This window comes from Microthrixaceae bacterium, from assembly GCA_016702505.1.
GTDB lineage: Bacteria > Actinomycetota > Acidimicrobiia > Acidimicrobiales > Iamiaceae > Aquihabitans.
Genome location: JADJDU010000003.1, coordinates 195,097 through 210,711, shown reverse-complemented (window position 1 = coordinate 210,711; position 15,615 = coordinate 195,097). Strand labels below are relative to the sequence as shown.

At 67.6% G+C, this 15,615-nt stretch carries 14 protein-coding genes and 1 tRNA gene; 4 read left to right on the top strand and 11 right to left on the bottom strand.

Going from position 1 to position 15,615, the window contains the following annotated elements; translation table 11 throughout:
- Positions 1–23: 23 nt before the first annotated feature.
- The 3 genes from IPG97_04030 (at position 24) to IPG97_04020 (ending at position 2,882) form a co-directional block, all read left to right on the top strand.
- Positions 24–1,538 (top strand): amidase, encoded by a 1,515-nt coding sequence (locus IPG97_04030; GenBank protein ID MBK6855737.1) that lies wholly within the window; start codon positions 24–26, stop codon positions 1,536–1,538.
- A gap of 7 nt (positions 1,539–1,545) precedes the next feature.
- Positions 1,546–2,298 (top strand): phytanoyl-CoA dioxygenase family protein, encoded by a 753-nt coding sequence (locus IPG97_04025; GenBank protein ID MBK6855736.1) that lies wholly within the window; start codon positions 1,546–1,548, stop codon positions 2,296–2,298.
- A 98-nt stretch (positions 2,299–2,396) separates the two neighbouring features.
- Entirely contained in the window at positions 2,397–2,882 is a 486-nt protein-coding gene (locus tag IPG97_04020; GenBank protein ID MBK6855735.1) for an HD domain-containing protein, read from the top strand.
- 8 nt (positions 2,883–2,890) lie between these two features.
- Here IPG97_04020 and IPG97_04015 read toward each other — a convergent pair.
- The 5 genes from IPG97_04015 to IPG97_03995 form a co-directional block, all read right to left on the bottom strand.
- Positions 2,891–2,967: transfer RNA gene (locus tag IPG97_04015), tRNA-Thr, on the bottom strand.
- Positions 2,958–4,526 carry a hypothetical protein gene (locus tag IPG97_04010; GenBank protein ID MBK6855734.1) on the bottom strand — a complete coding sequence of 523 codons (1,569 nt, stop codon included), beginning with the start codon at positions 4,524–4,526 and terminating at the stop codon, positions 2,958–2,960. The genes IPG97_04015 and IPG97_04010 overlap by 10 nt, the downstream gene beginning before the upstream one ends.
- Positions 4,523–5,551: a DUF58 domain-containing protein gene (locus IPG97_04005; protein ID MBK6855733.1), complete on the bottom strand. Its 1,029-nt coding sequence runs from the start codon at positions 5,549–5,551 to the stop codon at positions 4,523–4,525. The genes IPG97_04010 and IPG97_04005 overlap by 4 nt, the downstream gene beginning before the upstream one ends.
- A gap of 12 nt (positions 5,552–5,563) precedes the next feature.
- Positions 5,564–6,508 carry a MoxR family ATPase gene (locus IPG97_04000; protein MBK6855732.1) on the bottom strand — a complete coding sequence of 315 codons (945 nt, stop codon included), beginning with the start codon at positions 6,506–6,508 and terminating at the stop codon, positions 5,564–5,566.
- Positions 6,509–6,544: 36 nt separating this feature from the next.
- Positions 6,545–8,182: a hypothetical protein gene (locus IPG97_03995; GenBank protein MBK6855731.1), complete on the bottom strand. Its 1,638-nt coding sequence runs from the start codon at positions 8,180–8,182 to the stop codon at positions 6,545–6,547.
- Positions 8,183–8,365: 183 nt separating this feature from the next.
- Here IPG97_03995 and IPG97_03990 point away from each other — a divergent pair, with 183 nt between their 5' ends.
- Entirely contained in the window at positions 8,366–9,652 is a 1,287-nt protein-coding gene (locus tag IPG97_03990; GenBank protein ID MBK6855730.1) for a diguanylate cyclase, read from the top strand.
- Positions 9,653–9,761: 109 nt separating this feature from the next.
- Here the strand turns inward: IPG97_03990 and IPG97_03985 are convergent, their stop codons facing one another.
- Genes IPG97_03985 through IPG97_03960 form a run of 6 tightly spaced genes read right to left on the bottom strand, consistent with a single transcriptional unit; the run spans position 9,762 to position 15,472 of the window.
- Positions 9,762–10,115, bottom strand: coding sequence for a monovalent cation/H(+) antiporter subunit G (locus tag IPG97_03985; protein MBK6855729.1), 354 nt, complete (start codon positions 10,113–10,115; stop codon positions 9,762–9,764).
- The gene (locus tag IPG97_03980; GenBank protein ID MBK6855728.1) at positions 10,112–10,336 is read right to left on the bottom strand and encodes an MrpF/PhaF family protein; all 225 of its coding nucleotides are present in this window, start codon (positions 10,334–10,336) and stop codon (positions 10,112–10,114) included. Before IPG97_03980 ends, IPG97_03985 begins: the two co-directional genes overlap by 4 nt.
- 21 nt (positions 10,337–10,357) lie before the next feature.
- Entirely contained in the window at positions 10,358–10,867 is a 510-nt protein-coding gene (locus tag IPG97_03975; protein ID MBK6855727.1) for a Na+/H+ antiporter subunit E, read from the bottom strand.
- Positions 10,864–12,366 (bottom strand): Na+/H+ antiporter subunit D, encoded by a 1,503-nt coding sequence (locus tag IPG97_03970; protein MBK6855726.1) that lies wholly within the window; start codon positions 12,364–12,366, stop codon positions 10,864–10,866. Before IPG97_03970 ends, IPG97_03975 begins: the two co-directional genes overlap by 4 nt.
- Positions 12,363–12,722: an NADH-quinone oxidoreductase subunit K gene (locus IPG97_03965; protein MBK6855725.1), complete on the bottom strand. Its 360-nt coding sequence runs from the start codon at positions 12,720–12,722 to the stop codon at positions 12,363–12,365. The genes IPG97_03970 and IPG97_03965 overlap by 4 nt, the downstream gene beginning before the upstream one ends.
- Positions 12,719–15,472, bottom strand: a complete 2,754-nt coding sequence (locus IPG97_03960; GenBank protein MBK6855724.1) for a DUF4040 domain-containing protein — start codon at positions 15,470–15,472, stop codon at positions 12,719–12,721. Before IPG97_03960 ends, IPG97_03965 begins: the two co-directional genes overlap by 4 nt.
- Positions 15,473–15,615: the final 143 nt, after the last annotated feature.

The following is a 15,615-nucleotide window of genomic DNA, read 5'->3' as shown; positions in this document are numbered from 1 at the left end:
GGGGGGCCGATACCGTGCCGAAGATGGCCACCACCGATCAGCCCTGGCAGGGCGACGCCTGCTCTCTCGTCGATGCCTTCCGTTCCGGCGAGCGATCGCCCCGAGAAGAGGTGGAGGCGACCCTCGCCGCCATCGAACGCAGCGACATCAACGCCTTCTCCCACGTCGACCCCGAACGGGCCCGCCAAGCCGCCGATGTTGCCGATGTCTCCCTGCCCTTCGGTGGAGTCCCCTTCGCCATCAAGGAGCTCGACGAGGTGGAGGGATGGCCCGACACCGGGGCGTCACTCGTGTTCAAAGACCGGATCGCCACCCACACGTCACGGGTGATCGAAAAGGTGGTGGGAGAGGGGGGCGCCGTCCCGGTTGGGCTCACCACCGCCAGCGAGTTCGGTGGCCTGAACGTGAGCGTCACCAAGCTCAACGGGGTGACCCACAACCCATGGCAGCACGGTCGCACCGTGGGTGGGTCGTCGTCGGGTTCGGCCGCCGCGGTGGCGGGGGGCTTGGTCAGCCTGGCCAGCGGCGGTGACGGCGGCGGATCGATCCGCATACCTGCCGGCTACACCGGACTGTTGGGCATGAAGGGCACCTACGGTCGGATCTCCAGGGGACCCAGGGCCGCGTTCCGGCCTGGAACGGTGGTATTGGGCAACCTGTCGCGTTCGGTTCGAGACGCGGCCCGCTACTTCGACGTTGCCGCCGGTACCGATCCTCGGGATCCCACCAGCCTCCCGTCCAAGGGCACATGGGAGGCCGACCTCGGATCCCACGACCTGAAAGGTCGCAAGATCGCAGTTGTCCCGGCACTGGGAGGGGTCACCCTCGAACCTGGAGTCGAGGACAACCTGCATCGCTGGGTGGACGACATGGTCAAGACCACCGGTATGGAGCTGGTGGACGTGAACCTCCAGACCCCAAACCTGGCGGCCATGTGGATGATGGGCAACCTCTCCACCCTGTTGCCCGAACTGGAGGGACACTGGCCGGGGTGCGCCAACGAGCTGACCGACGAGGTGGCGTTGGGCCTCTACCTGTCCCAGGCCTTTTACAACTTGGAGGCGGCGGCCATCGCCGAGCGTCAACGCATCGAACTGCACGAGGCCATGGCCTCGGCCTTCGACCAGGTCGACTTCGTGATCGCATCCACCAACCCGGGCCCGGCCTTCCCGGCCGAGAGCACCAAGTCGGCCAACGTCGAGGTCCTCGACCACCTGTTGTCGAACCGCATCGCCAGGCTCGGACTGCGGGGGGCGCTGACCTCGGTGAGCGTGGTGAGCGGAGCCTTCCACAAGCTTCCGTCACGCATCATCGGACTGGCTGAATCCAAGTTCCCCGACCTGGTCGGCATGGGCGGCCTCACGATCTTGTCCAACATCTACGGCAACCCGGCGGTGTCCATCCCCGCCGGCTTGGTCAACGGGCTGCCGGTGGGAGCCCAGGTGCTGGCCCGCCACCACGAGGATGCCTTGCTTTTCGACGTGGCCTTGGCCGCCGAGCGAACCCTTCCGTGGCCGCTGGTGGCCCCGTCGGTGTAGGTCGCCCATGACCGTCGACGTCGACCACTTCCTCGCCCAAGGGTGGGTGCTGACCCGCACCGTCGACGAACGCGGCGCGGTCGAGTTGCGCGGTTGGGTGGATGAGATCTCGTCGTGGCCCGATGATGGGGACGGCTGGATGCACCATCGTGAACGAACCCCCGACGGGGCCGCACTGTGTCGCAGCGAGAACCTCATTCCCTTCCACGACGGGCTTCGTCGTCTGCTCACCACCGGTTCCATGCTCGACACGGCGTCGGCCCTGTTGGGTGAGACCGCCGTGCTCTACAAGGAGAAGATCAACTACAAGCTTCCCGGCGGTGGTGGGTACGCGCCCCATCAGGATGCACCGGCCTACCCCTTCATCGACTCCCACGTGTCGTGCATGGTGGCGGTGGATGACGCTACGCAGGAGAACGGCTGCCTGGAGGTGGTCTCGGCCTGTCACCTCGACGTGTTGCCCACCGACGAGACCGGCTGCATCGCAGCCGACGTGGTGGCCGAGCTGGATTGGCGGCCGGTGGAGGTGCCCGCCGGGTGGACCCTCTGGTTCCACTCCCGCACCCCGCACCGCAGCGGCCCCAACCGCAGCGATCGCCCTCGACGGGCGCTGTATCCCACCTACAACGCGCGGGCCGAGGGCGACCTGCGCGCCGACTACTACCGAGAGAAGCTGGCCCGGTTTGCAGCCGAGGGAGAGCGAGCCGACGGCAAGGTGAAGGTCTCGCTGATCGACGACTTCCAGGGGGACGCGGTGTGACCAGCTCGGCCCCGGATCCGACCGCGTCCACGGTGGCCGAAGTGGTCGACCTGTTCGGCGACTACGCCCACCACCGCTACGACGAGGTCGTATCCCAGATGGATCACGCCCTCCAGACCGCGGCGCTGGCTCGGGCCGATGGTGCCCCCGATGTGCTGGTCGTCGCGGCCTTGCTCCACGACGTGGGCCACCTGCTGGAGTTGCGCGACGGCGGCATCGTGGAAGGTGACGTGTCCCAGGATCTCCACCACGAGGTCCGGGGTGCCGCCTGGTTGAGCGCCGTGTTCCCACCGGAGGTGACCCGCCCGATCGCGTTGCACGTCGAGGCCAAGCGCTACCTGTGCGCGCTCGACCCGAGCTATCGGGCGGACCTGTCTGCCGGATCACGGGCCAGCCTGGCCCGTCAGGGCGGCCCGATGAACCGGGCCGAGATGGAGTCGTTTCAGGCGAACTCCTCGCACTTCGACGCGGTGAGGCTTCGACGCTGGGACGATGCTGGCAAGGTCACCGATCTCGAAGTTCCGCCGTTCGAGGACCACCTCCCCGCCCTGGTCCGCGTGACCGGCAGGAAGCTGGGTAAATAGCACCGGTTTGGAGCCCGCGGTGGGATTCGAACCCACGGCCTGCCGCTTACAAGGCGGCTGCTCTGACCAACTGAGCTACACGGGCGGGACTGGCCCGCTGATCGTAGGGGCTGAGGCCGGTGGGCTACGACGCCAACGCCTTGGAGGTGGATGGGATGACACCAGGTCATCGATCACCTGCTCCACCCAGAGACGCTCGGCCATCGACGGTTCGCCCCGGTCGAACAAGGCTTCGGACAGCACGTCACCAACGTGTCCGAGCCGCGGATCGGCACCGACGGCTGTGGTCAGGTTGGCCAGGCTGACATGGATCGTCTGTCCCGGTGCCCGAGGAACCTGGTGGGCCCTGCTGAAGCGGTCGATGACGCGCATCTGTTCTTCGGCCCACGACCGTGGTCCCCGACCGGGATCGCCTCGATCCTGGCGGAACCACCACACCAACAAGGCCAGCGATGCCGCAATCAACGACGCGGCCAAGACCAAATGCCAAGCCGGCGGCTTTCGATCGGGCGTCTCCGCCCCAGTTCCGGTGCTCGACCCGGAGCCGGAGCCGGAGCCGCTGCCGGAGCCGGAGCCGTTGCCGGAGCCGGGCCCACTCCCGGAGCTGGAGCCGCGGCCACCTCCGCCCCCTGAGTCTCCGCCTCCACCCTTGGTGGAGCCGCCTGCTCCGGGGAAGCGAGCTCGCTCCCGTCCCTGGGAGTCTCGGGCCACCACGTCGTCTCCCTCGACGCCAAGCACCAGTCGTTCACCTGTGAGCTGGTTCTCCAACTGGGCCCGTCCACTCGGGTCGGTGCTCAGGCTGTAGGGCTCGCCGTCGATCGTGGTAGTTCCCGTACCCGTCGACGGGTTCACGCCGAGCCGGTCGCCGGTGGTGGTCATGTCGTACAGGTCGATCGGCTCGGAGTTGTCCGGTGACATCTCGCGCCGTTCTCCTGTGCCTCGATCGAAACCGAAGGGCCCGAAGGAGGGCCGACACGACGGCAGCGAGGCGAACGACGCCACGAACGCCCCCAGAACCAGGGCCAGGACCACGCTGGACACCAGATCTCCGGCCCGTCCCAGGGGCGGGCCGCCTGAGCCGGGGGACAACGAGCCCGGCTGGTGGTAAGCGCGCCGTTGGTCGGTCTCCAAGGACCACAGCGAGAACAGGGCCAGACCCAGCCATAGGAGTCCCAGGGCGAGGGCCGAGCTGTCGGCGCCCAGCACCACGAACACCACCGGCAGGCCGGTCACGGCCGGGATGATGCGAAGCCGGCGGACCCGACGCCAATCCAAGCCTGTGACGAACATCCATGAGCACAACAACAGGTGCTCCACGAGGTCACCGCTTCCCGGGTCGATGCTCGTGACCGTGAGGAACAGACCCACCGCCACAGCTACCGCGATCATGGCCAAGAACCCGGCGGCCAGGCCCGAGACAGTTTGGAACTTCTGGTCCACCTCGGTTCTGGCGCTGATCACCGCACCTGCGGCCAGGCTCAGTGCTGCGCTCACGCTGTACTGGTAGTTGAGGCTCAACCAGCCGAGTAGGAAGAACATGTAGGTCGCGGTGGCGTAGACCGCGAGCTGGCTGACAGCGCGAGCCCGTCCCTCCGGTACGGCCAGCATTCCCAGGTTCCAAGGCATGGACGTCGGTGTCGTCATCCCCACGCCACCCCGCGTGGTGTCACATGGCAGGTGAGTCCCGCCCAGCCTCGGACGGTCAGCACCCCTTGGGTCGCGGTGGCCAACTGGTGGTTGACCGCCCTGATCCCGCTCACCATGTCGGCCCGGGTGACAGCAGAGCCAGGCTGGTAGGCCTCCGTGGGTAGGCGGGCGCCGAACGGGCTCTGCGGCGTCGGCGGATCGGGCCGGTGCCTCTCGCCGTCGGCGGTGACCATCTGCACGACCCATCCTCGGGCCAAGGCCTCGGTGGCCACCGCTGAGGCAACCCCGGTCACGTGGTCCGCCATGTCGCCAGGCAGACCGGGGTCCACCATGATCCTCAAGCCGATCACGCCGGTCCCATCGTGCTCGCGCACCATCAGATGGCCATGGTGAGCCGTTGCCCCCCAGTGGACGTGGCGGGGTAGGTCACCCCGTCGGTAGGGGCGCAGGCTGCGAAACAGGTCATCGCCGAGCGGCGACCCCGTGGTGAGACCGGAGTTCATGGCCCGGGGTCGCGGCCACTCCAAGTCCACCGCTATGGGAGCGGGGGCAACCGCCAAGGGGACCGTCAACGGGATCACCAGGCGTCGCCCGGCCTGATACAGCCCGAGAGGCCCAGTGCCCACCACGTCGAGGCCCACATGGTGGATCAGCCCGCGTGGGAGCGAGGGAAAGGTGATGATGGCCGGGGCCGCCGTGTGGATCAGGTACCTGGGGTTGCGGGGGATCGTGGCTGGGCTGACGATCACCGGACGTCTGAGTCCGCGGGCCGTCAGCACCCACTCAGAGGGCTGGCCGGTGATGGCCCCAGGTGGGCCATGGAGCGAGATGTCTACGGGAGCGACGGTGAGCCAGGCTGCCATCGCGTCGACCGCCACCACGGTGATCAGGCTCAGGCCGACGATGGTCGACGCGGATTCATCTGTGACCAGTCCGAGCAGGGTGGTGATGACCGCCAAGACGACGACGCCGGTGGCGGTGGTCGACCGCTTGAGGTGGAGTCGGCTCGACCGGGTAACCATGTGGAGGCCAGGTCAGGCCTGCACCGGGGGAGCCGGCACCTGGGCCACGAAGTTCGAGATCCACACGCGGGCGGTGGCCAAGTCATCGTTGGTGACGTCGAGGATGCGGTGGGCCAGTACCGAAACCGCCAGAGCCTGGATGTCGTCGGGCTCGACGAAGGTCCGACCCGCGGCCAGGGCTCGGGAACGGGCGAGGCGGACCATGGTGAGCGAGGCACGGGTGGACAGCGGGGTGCTCGACCCCGATCGGGTGCGAACCATGTCGATGACATCCAGCAGGTACGTGGCCACCGCCGGGTGGAGGTACACGTCATCGAGTTGGGCGTGGTGAGCGACCCAGTGGTCCAGGTCGGCGACCGGCTGAAGGGCGTCGAGCGAGCGGTCTCCTCCGCGCCCCTCGATGATGGCGGACTCGGCCTGGCGACCGGGCAGGCCCATCGAGAGGGACAGGGCGAAACGGTCTCGCTGGCCCGCCACCAAGGGGAACGTGCCCAGATCGCCACCGTGGGGGTTCTGGGTGGCCAACACGAAGAACGGGCGGGGTAGGAGGTGGGTGGTTCCGTCCACCGTCACCTGACCTTCGGCCATCGCCTCCAGCAGCGCCGACTGGGTTCTGGGCGTGGCCCGGTTCAGTTCGTCCACCAACACCACGTTGTGGAACAGGGGCCCGGGTTGGAAGGACCACGTGCGATCCCTGTCGTCGTAGATCGACACCCCGGTCAGGTCCGACGGCAACAGGTCAGGTGTGCCCTGGACCCGGCCGAAGCTACCGCCTATCGACGCGGCCAAAGCCTTGGCCAACAAGGTCTTGCCCACGCCGGGGATGTCCTCGAACAGGACGTGACCACCAGCCAGGAACGCGGTGGCGGCCAGGCGGATCGGCTCGGGATCGCCGAGCACCACGCCTGACACCTGTTTGACCAGGGCGTCGAACGGGGACTGGGTCGGCTCGGTCACGGCGTCAGTCTGGCCGAGCCGCTGCCTCCGATGTCGTCAACTGCCTCCGGTGGCAGTTCCAGCGGTCTCGTCGTCGCCACCGCTGTCGTTCACCGCCGCGGGGGCGACGTCGTCGAGTCCGTAGCGGTCCCTCACCCCGCTGCCAGCACACCCGCCTCCGTCTGAGCCACTCTCGCCACCGAGGGCTCCGTCGAGCACCGGTGTCGCCGCCGAGAACACGCCCCATGGGCTTTCACAGCCGGGAACGACCCAGACGTGGTTCATCCACTGCTTGTCTCCTCCAGCCTTGGAGCCGCCTCTGGCAGCGCAATCCTCTTGGGTGGTTTGACTGTCGCCAGCCACCACGCCGTTCACAATGCAAAGACCCATATGGCGATGGAAGTGGTCGTTGGGGCCGGTAAACCCCTGTGACGGTTCGGCCTCTCCCTCGTGGATGATGTAGTAGCTGAGCCCCACCACGGCCGAGTCCGGGTCGGTGCCGTCGAACAAGATCATCTCGGGGCGGTCGATGTCGAACTTGGTGTCGACCTCACCGAAGTTCATGTAGTGGGCCGCGATCCCGGGGACGTAGCCAGTGACCTTCACCCAGCCGCCCGCTTCGGCCTTGGCCACGGTGTTGTACTTCTCGGTGACGGCCCGAGCCTGATCCAGCTCGGCTTCGAGGCGGTCGCACTGAGCCTGGTCGGTCATCGCGGTCCACGGGTGGGGACCGACGTGACCTCCGTGGCCGCCGGAATCTCCAGGAGCGGCCGCAGCGTGGTGGTCACCTCCAGATCCCTGGGCCCGCATCCACCAGAGCCAGGCGTCGTAGTCGGCGTCGGAGGCTTCACCCAACGAGATCACCAGTTGGGCCGCGGCCCCCTCGCTGGTGCCCGCGGGACCGGTGAGGCCGATCAGCTTGTCGAGCCCTTCCGAGCCCCGGCCCTGGTTCGGATCGGGTCGGGTGGTCGTCGTGGTGGCCGGTGCTGCGGCGGCATGGCTGTGGCCGCCGGATGATGCCCCCGGTTCCTCGGCGGTCATCGACATGGCACCGCCCTGGTAGGTGTCGATCCCCAAGGTGTCGGCTTCGGCCCAGTAGGCAGGATGGTTGAAGCCCTTGTCGCAGCGTTCCTGGTCGATCTGAGCCATCTGGGCGGCGTGGTCGGTGAGGGTGGGTTCTCCTGAGCTGCCGTGGTCGGCGGCATCGGGCGAGGTGATGACGGTGGTGGCTAGGGCAATAGCAGCGGCGGCGGCGAAGGCGGGGGCCAGACGGGACCGGGACGGGGAGCCGCCCGGGGCGAGTACGAGCCGGGCCGACAGCAGCGCGGCGGCGACGCCGAGGGTCTGGGCGGCCATGTCGATGGCTCCCACCTCCTCCACGATGCCTTCGTGGTTTCCGACCGGAAGGCCGACGGTGCGACTCCAGATCCACACGGCGGTTATGGCGAGGTTGCCTACAGCCGAGGCCAGCCAGGTGCGACGTCCGGCCTTGGCGGTCAGGGCGGCGGCGGCGACCCACAACTGGAACCAGCCAGCGGCGGCGAAGGCCAGCGGATCGATGAGGCTCTCACCGATGTGGCTGGGGACCATGGCGAAGTGGATGACGGCGGCGCCCGCCGACAGGCCGGCCACCATCCATTCCACGGCCCCGGGTTCGGTTGCGGCGGGTACGTCGCTGGTGAGCTGGTCGGACATCGGTGCCCCCTGAAAGCACTCGTGGACTGATTCCCCTGCGGTCGTCTGGCCGCCCATAGTGCGACAACGACTACGTAACGCTACTTGTTTGCACGCTTCGTGCAAGTTCAGGATGGGTGCGGCGGTGGCTTCGGCTGCCGTATCGTCTGCCCAGATCCGAACCGGGGGACGAGACGCATCCACATGCAGCGGCACTCGCAGGGCGAACCGACCGAAGCAGCGTTGTCGGACATCCCCGCGCCCGAGATCCTGGCCCGCCTCGTTCCCTACCTCGACATGTCGGTGATGGTGGTTCGACGGGACTGGTCGGTTTCTGCGGACCTCGGTCCCCCGGGCGGCGTCCTGGGACGAGGGAACGCCACTGGTAGCCATCCCTTCAGTTCCATGCATCCCGACGACGTCGAGCGGGTCGCGGGGTACGCGCAGCGGGCCATGGAGAGCGCACCGGGATGGCGTTGCTCCTTCGAGGTGCGCGCTCAGAGGGGCGATGGCTCCTACGGGCTCTTCGACATCGAGCTCCACAATCGCCTCGACGACCCGGTGATCCAGGGGGTGGTGGTCGTCTCCCGGTCGTTGCCCGACCCTCAGCCGGCCGACGCTCCGTCCATGCCTGCCGAGGTGGCAGCCACCGTGCAGCTCGGAGCTGGCGATCATCTCCCCATCGGCCTGCTGCTCCTCGACTCCGAGGGTGACGTGGTGTTCGTAAACCAGATGGCCGCCGATCTCATGGCCACCGATCGGGACACGCTGCTCGACGGGTTTGTGCCGTCGGGTTTCGGGCCCGAAGACGAGGCCCAGATCCGCGAGATCATCCGACGCCTTCGTGTCGCCCCCGGTCGGGAGACCTTCACTGCCGCTCTGGAGTTGGATCCGCCTCGTCTGTTGTCGGCAACCTTCGTCTCCCGAGCCGGGGAAGGTACCGGTGACCACGTCCAGTTCGTGGTGGTCACCCTCGAGGACGTGACCCACCGCCTGGCCCACGAACGCCACCTGGAACACCGGGCCAACCACGATTCCCTCACCGGCCTCCCCAACCGCTCTTGGCTCCTCGATCACCTTCAGTCCCGGCTCCGCTCCGGCCAGGCTTTGCTGGTGGCCTTCGTGGACCTCGACGGCTTCAAGGCCGTCAACGACCGGGGTGGCCATGCCCTTGGCGACGACCTGCTGGCCGAGGTTGCCGTCGCTATCCAGTCAAGTCTCCACTCCGATGAATCAGCAGCCCGAGTCGGGGGCGACGAGTTCGTGGTGGTGGCCCCTGCCGGCGCGGCATCGCCACCGGCCAGCCTCGACGAAGAAGCAACGTTGCGGGACCGGATCCGCGCTGCCGTGCTGACCAACCCGGGTGCTATCCGGGAGCAGGTTGGTGTGAGCGTCGGTATCACCCGGTCGCGACCGGGTGACGAGCCGTGGGATCTGCTCGGCCGGGCTGACGCTGCCATGTACGCCGAGAAGCCCAAGAACGATCGCTAAACCTGCCGGCCGACGTCTTCGCTGCGAGGGTGATCAGACCGAGGCTTCGCCTCGGTTAACCATGCCGTATTCAAGGGTCGGCTCGCCTCCCAAGGACCCGAGCGGTGCTCTAGGGACGGCCGCTTTGGCCTTCACTGGGGTGATCCAGGTTGGCTTCGGCCAACTCGTCGATGGCGTCCACCTGGTGGGGGATTCCCTCGGCCCGGTAGGTGGCCCGGGCCAGCAGGTTCGACCCAACTGGTGCCGTGATGATCTGGAGCGCACCGCCCAACACCAAGAAGGTGATGTTGTTGGCCCCGCTCAGCCCGAACGCACCTCCGATCAGCACCATGACCAACCCCAGCGTGGTGGCCTTGGACAGGGCGTGCATGCGGGCCAGCACATCGCCGAAGCGAGCCACGCCCACCGCAGCCAACAGGATCAGAACCGATCCTGCCCCGATCAGCAGTTCGGCCACGGTCATCTTCCCTGGCCTTCGATGAAGCGGGCCACGGTGGCGGTGCTGATGAACCCGACCAGGGTGAGGACCACGGCCACAGGAAGAAATGATCCGTCCCCACTCTCGACAGCGCGATACCAGGGCGGCGACCGCGGTGGCCAGCAGACCGTCCAAGGCCAACACCCGATCGGCCAGAGAGGGTCCGCGCAGTAGGCGGTAGCCGAACAGGACCCCGGCCAGTCCAAGGAGAACCAGGATGAACCCGATCACGACAGGTCCTCCACCGCATGGGTCGGGCCGAAGGCCCGCACCGCCAGCTCGGCAAGGTGGGTGACATCGGCTCGGACCGTCTCAACATCGCGCAGGTGAAGTACGTGGACGTAGATCACGGCTGGCTCACTGGTGACCTCGACGGCCATGGTGCCGGGTGCGAGCCCCAAGACGTTGGCCACCAAGGTGAGCAGAGACTCCGAGCAGTGGGGTAGGGGGACGGCTACCACACCGGTGTGGACCTTGGGGTGGGGCGACAGGACCTCCATGCCCACGACGAAGTTGGCCGAGATCAGGCCCTTGGTGACGCTGAAGAGGAATCGCATGGTCCAGATCGGTCTCACCGTCGGACGGTCCATTCCGAACCCGACGCCTGGAATGGCAGCCACGACCAAGGCGACCATGGCGGCCCCGCTGGCCACGTTGGCGACCGACAGATCACCCCACAACATCACCCAGAGCACTACCAGCATGAAGGGCAGGGCGATCCCCGTGGCCCGTTTCACGGGTTCCCCCCGGCGCCGGCGACCACGGCCCGGTAGGAGGCGGGGTCCAACAGTTCGACGGCCGAGCGCTCGGCGAGACCAGCGATGGGTCCGGCGAACAGGCCGATGAGCACCACCGCCGCCACCAGGACGGCGGCCGGACCCACCATCAACGCGGGAGGTGAGCTGCCCGTTCGCGCCGTCGATGGATCGGGCCCCTCGGCAGGTGGGGACCAGAACACCTCGGTCCAGATCTTGACCATGGCCACGAGCGTCAGAACTCCGACGCCGATCATCACCGCCAGCGTCCACCACTCTTGACGAGCCGCGGTCGCCGACAGCAGCGAGTACTTGGCCGCGAACCCTGAAAGTGGGGGAACGCCGCACAGGGCCAGCGCCGGAACCAGGAACAGCAGGGCCAGGACCGGCGCGGTCTGGGCCATGCCGCCCAGGCGTTCGAGTCGGGTGGACCCACCATGGTGTTCGACCAGGCCGCCGGTGAGGAACAACGCGGTCTTGACCACGATGTGGTGTACCAACGAGAGCACCACCGCGGTCAGGCCGGCCAGGTCGAAAAGGGCGATGCCCGCCACCATGTAGCCGATCTGGCCGACGATGGAGAACGAGAGGATGCGCCTCACGTCGTGTTCGGCGATGGCTCCAACCATGCCCACCACCATGGTGACGGCGGCCAGGGTCAATAGAAGTCCGGTTGGAACGTCTCCAGGGCTGAAGAACAGGGTCTGGGTCCGAACGATGGCGTAGATGCCGACCTTGGTCAGGAGCCCGGCGAACACGGCCGTCACCGGAGACGGTGCCGTCGGATACGAGTCGGGAAGCCAGAAGTGCAGCGGGACCAGAGCGGCCTTGATGCCGAACACCACCAACATGGCTATGGCGAGCGCGGCCCGAGTTCCGGCGGGCAGATCGCCGATCCGTTGGCTCAGGTCGGCCATGTTGACCGTGCCGGTGGCGGCATACACGAATGCGAGCACCGTCATGAACAGGGTGGAAGCCAGGAGGCTGATGACCACGTAGGTCATGCCGGCCCGGACCTGATCGAGCCGTCCGCCCAGGGTGATGAGCACGTAGCTGGCCGTGAGCATCATCTCGATCGACACGAACAGGTTGAACAGGTCGCCGGTGAGGAAGGCCGCCGAAACCCCAGCGGCCAACACCAGGTACACCGAGGTGAAACCGACGTGGTTGCGTTCGGCACCGGGCTGACCGATGGCGTAGACGAGGACGGCCAGCAACATGGTGGTGGCCACCACCAAGAGCAGGGCCGACAATCGGTCGGCCACCAAGGTGATGCCCATCGGCGCCGACCAGCCCCCGCCCTGGATGGCGCGGGGGCCGTGGCGATCGACCTCGATCAGTAGCGCTACCGCGAGGCCGACGTTGACGGTGAGCACCGACAGACCGGCGGTGCGCTGCACCCGCCGGGACCGGCCACCCAGGATCGAGACCGCCGCCCCCAACAGGGGCAGGAGGATCGGCAGCGTCAGCAGCGCGTTCACCGGTGTCCCCCGGTGTCCTCGTCGGGGTGGCTGTCGTGACGGCTGTCGTGGATCTCGTCGTCGTCGGAGAGGCGCCACGAACGGTAGGCCAAGGCCAAGAGGAGCGCGGTGACCCCGAAGCTGATGACGATGGCGGTGAGGGCAAGGGCTTGGGGCAACGGATCGGCGATCTCCCCGACGGGTCCCGTGCCGACCAGTGGCGACCGACCTCGGCGGCCAGCGGTGATCATCAACACGTTGGCCCCATGGGTGAGCAGGCCCAGTCCGATGATCACTCGGGAGAGCTTGCGTTGGAGCACCAGGTAGGTGCCCACAGCGAACAGGAGCCCGGCGGTTGCGGCCAGCACGATGCTCATGGCGCCACCTCGGGTGAAGGGTCGTCGCCGAAGGACTCGAACATCATCAGGGCCAATCCCAGGACCACGAGGTAGACGCCGATGTCGAACACGGTCGGGGTGGCCAGTTTCACCGTTCCCAACAACGGGGGATGAAACTTGACGTAGGAGGCCGACAGCACCGGTCGTCCCCACAGCAGGGGGGCGGTGGCGGTACCGATGGACAGGAACAGACCAGCCCCGAGCACCGTCCAGGGTTGTCGGCGAGACAGGGCTCGGACCCCGGAGATGCCCCGGGACAGGTACACGAGAGACACCGCGGCGCCAGCCAGGATGCCGCCCACGAACCCGCCTCCAGGTTGGTTGTGGCCCGCGAACAGCAGGTACAGGGAGCTCATCACCACGGCCGCGAACAGGACGCGCACCGAAACGTCGAAGGTGACCACCCGAGATAAGCGGGTCAGGGGAGGGAGGCCGGATCCCTGCCCTGGGCGCTGGCCGGCCCGAGCCAACGCCACTGCGCCTATGGCGGCCGACACCAGCACCGTGATCTCGCCCAGGGTGTCCAGCCCGCGGAAGTCCACCAAGATCACGTTGACCACATTGGCCCCGCCCCCGTCGGGAACCGAACGGGCCACCATCTCGTCGCTCACCGGGGTGGGGGGCTGTGGCGCGGCCATGGCGATGGCCAAAATAAAGATGGCGGTGCCCACAGCAGCGGCGACGCCGACCCGAAGGGCTCTTTGTCGTCGGGGCATGGCCGATTCGCCGCTCCCGCCCCACCCGAACCGGTCGGGGAGACGGCGCAGGACCAGAACGAACAACACGGTCGACAACGTCTCGATGGCAACCTGGGTGAGGGCCAGGTCGGGGGCGCCCTGGACCACGAACAAGCCGGCCATGGCATAGCCGGTGGTGCCCAGGAACAACGCCGCCGAGAACCGCCGGCGCGATGCCGAAGCGCCGATGGCCGCAGTGCAGACCATCACCGCCACCACCAGGTGGGCCGGGGTCTCCACCCATTGGGGCCAACCGGGCCAACCCGGTCCTCGGCTCAAGGCCCACAGCGGAGCGGCGGCCGCCGTCAACAAGATCACTCCGGCATAGACCGGCAGCGCCCCAGGCTGGGTAAACGAGGTGATGCGCTCGGCCACCTCGTCCAAACGGTCCAGCGCCGGCCGTAGGCCCACGGCCGAGTCGGTGGGGGGCGATCCGATCCGAAGCAGGCGCCGACGGCCGGCGAACAGCGCCGCCCCGCTGCTGATCACCGCCAGCGAGATTCCCAGGGTGGTGTCGAAACCGTGCCAGAGCGAGAGGTGGCTGTGGGTGAGCTGGTCGAGCGACGCCGGCCACACCCCGCCGACGAGAGTGAGCATCCCGAGAAGGACCGACGGCACCACCATCACCTTTGATGGCGGAACTCGTCCCGGATCGACCTCGACCGGGCGGGTCGAGTCCCGTCCCAATATCCCCCAGGCGAAGCGGAAGCTGTATCCGGCCGTCAACACCGACCCGATCGCCACCGGGGCGATTGCTAGCGGAGCGTCGTGCAGCACGGCTCGGATGGCCCCCTCCTTGGCGATGAACCCGAGCAGGAAGGGGATGCCGGCCATTGACGCGGCGGCGGCCACGGCCAGCCGATCGCTGAGGAGCCACCCGGCAGCCGATTCGCGGCGAAGCAGTGGAAGGCGTGGCAGCTCATCGATGTGACGGGTGCCGAACTGGTGGTCGACCACTCCGACCCCGAAGAAGGCCGAAGCCTTGAACAAGCCGTGCGCCAACAGCATCACCATCCCCGCCGCTACGGCCTCGTCGGTACCGATGCCGAACACGGCAACCAAGAACCCGAGTTGGCTGACGGTGCCGTGGGCCAGCATGACCTTGAGGTCGTTCCGGTGGAATGCCCGAAACCCGGCGATCACCATGGTGGTGAGACCGACGGTGAGGACCACCGGCCTCCACCATTCGACCTGGTCGGCGTAGGCGGGAGCCAGGCGGGCTACCAGGTAGACGCCGGCTTTCACCATGGTGGCGGCGTGGAGGTAGGCGCTCACCGGGGTCGGAGCCACCATCGCGCCGGGAAGCCAGGCGTGGAACGGGTACTGGGCGGATTTGGTGAAGGCCCCGAGGAGGATGAGGGCCAAAGCCACGCCGACGGTCCCGTCTGTGGGGGGAGCCGACACGATGGTGCTGATCGAGTACGTCCCGGCCTCGTGGCCCAGCATCAAGAAGCCGGCCAGCATCGCCAGGCCGCCGGTCCCGGTGACGAGCAGAGCGGCAACGGCGGCGTCACGGGCCTGTTTGCGGGTGTGGTCGTTGCCGATCAGCAGGAACGAGAGCACCGAGGTGAGCTCCCAGAACCCGTAGAGCACCAGGAGGTTGTCGGCCAGGACGAGCCCGACCATCGCCCCGCCGAAGAGGGTCAATAGACCGAGCTGGCGGACCGTGGCCCGAGCTCCCCGTTCGAAGTAGCCGTCGGAATAGACGAAGACGGCAACGCCGATCCCGGTTGCCAGCAGGACCATGACGGCGGCCAGGGCATCGAGCCTGAGGTCGAGGTCGATGCCGAACTGGGGCATCCACGAAACGTGTTCTGCGGACGTGTGATCCCGGTTCACGGCCGGGAGTTGGGTCAGGACCCAGGTGAGGGTGGCGGCCGGGGCGGTCAGGGCCAGAGCGGCCGTCAGGCGGGGATGAATGCGTCCGAGGTGCGAACCGAAGGTCAAGATGGCGGTACCCACGAACAGGGTCCATGCCATTAGGGCGATCACGGCTTCCCACCTTGGACCCTCTGGTGCCGTGGCCTGGGGCACGGGATCGGCGGAACCATGATCGATGCCACTCTAGGAGCCAAGCCCGAAGGCTGGCCGTTCAGTATGTGACCCGGGGGTGCTTGCATCGACTGGGCTGGCCG

Bases quoted from the DNA above. Each gene is read 5' to 3' on its own strand.
- IPG97_04030 (MBK6855737.1), top strand. From the start codon at position 24: ATGGCCACCACCGATCAGCCCTGGCAGGGCGACGCCTGCTCTCTCGTC.
- IPG97_04025 (MBK6855736.1), top strand. From the start codon at position 1,546: ATGACCGTCGACGTCGACCACTTCCTCGCCCAAGGGTGGGTGCTGACC.
- IPG97_04020 (MBK6855735.1), top strand. From the start codon at position 2,397: ATGGATCACGCCCTCCAGACCGCGGCGCTGGCTCGGGCCGATGGTGCC.
- IPG97_04010 (MBK6855734.1), bottom strand. From the start codon at position 4,526: ATGACGACACCGACGTCCATGCCTTGGAACCTGGGAATGCTGGCCGTA.
- IPG97_04005 (MBK6855733.1), bottom strand. From the start codon at position 5,551: ATGGTTACCCGGTCGAGCCGACTCCACCTCAAGCGGTCGACCACCGCC.
- IPG97_03995 (MBK6855731.1), bottom strand. From the start codon at position 8,182: ATGTCCGACCAGCTCACCAGCGACGTACCCGCCGCAACCGAACCCGGG.
- IPG97_03990 (MBK6855730.1), top strand. From the start codon at position 8,366: ATGCAGCGGCACTCGCAGGGCGAACCGACCGAAGCAGCGTTGTCGGAC.
- IPG97_03985 (MBK6855729.1), bottom strand. From the start codon at position 10,115: ATGACCGTGGCCGAACTGCTGATCGGGGCAGGATCGGTTCTGATCCTG.
- IPG97_03965 (MBK6855725.1), bottom strand. From the start codon at position 12,722: ATGAGCATCGTGCTGGCCGCAACCGCCGGGCTCCTGTTCGCTGTGGGC.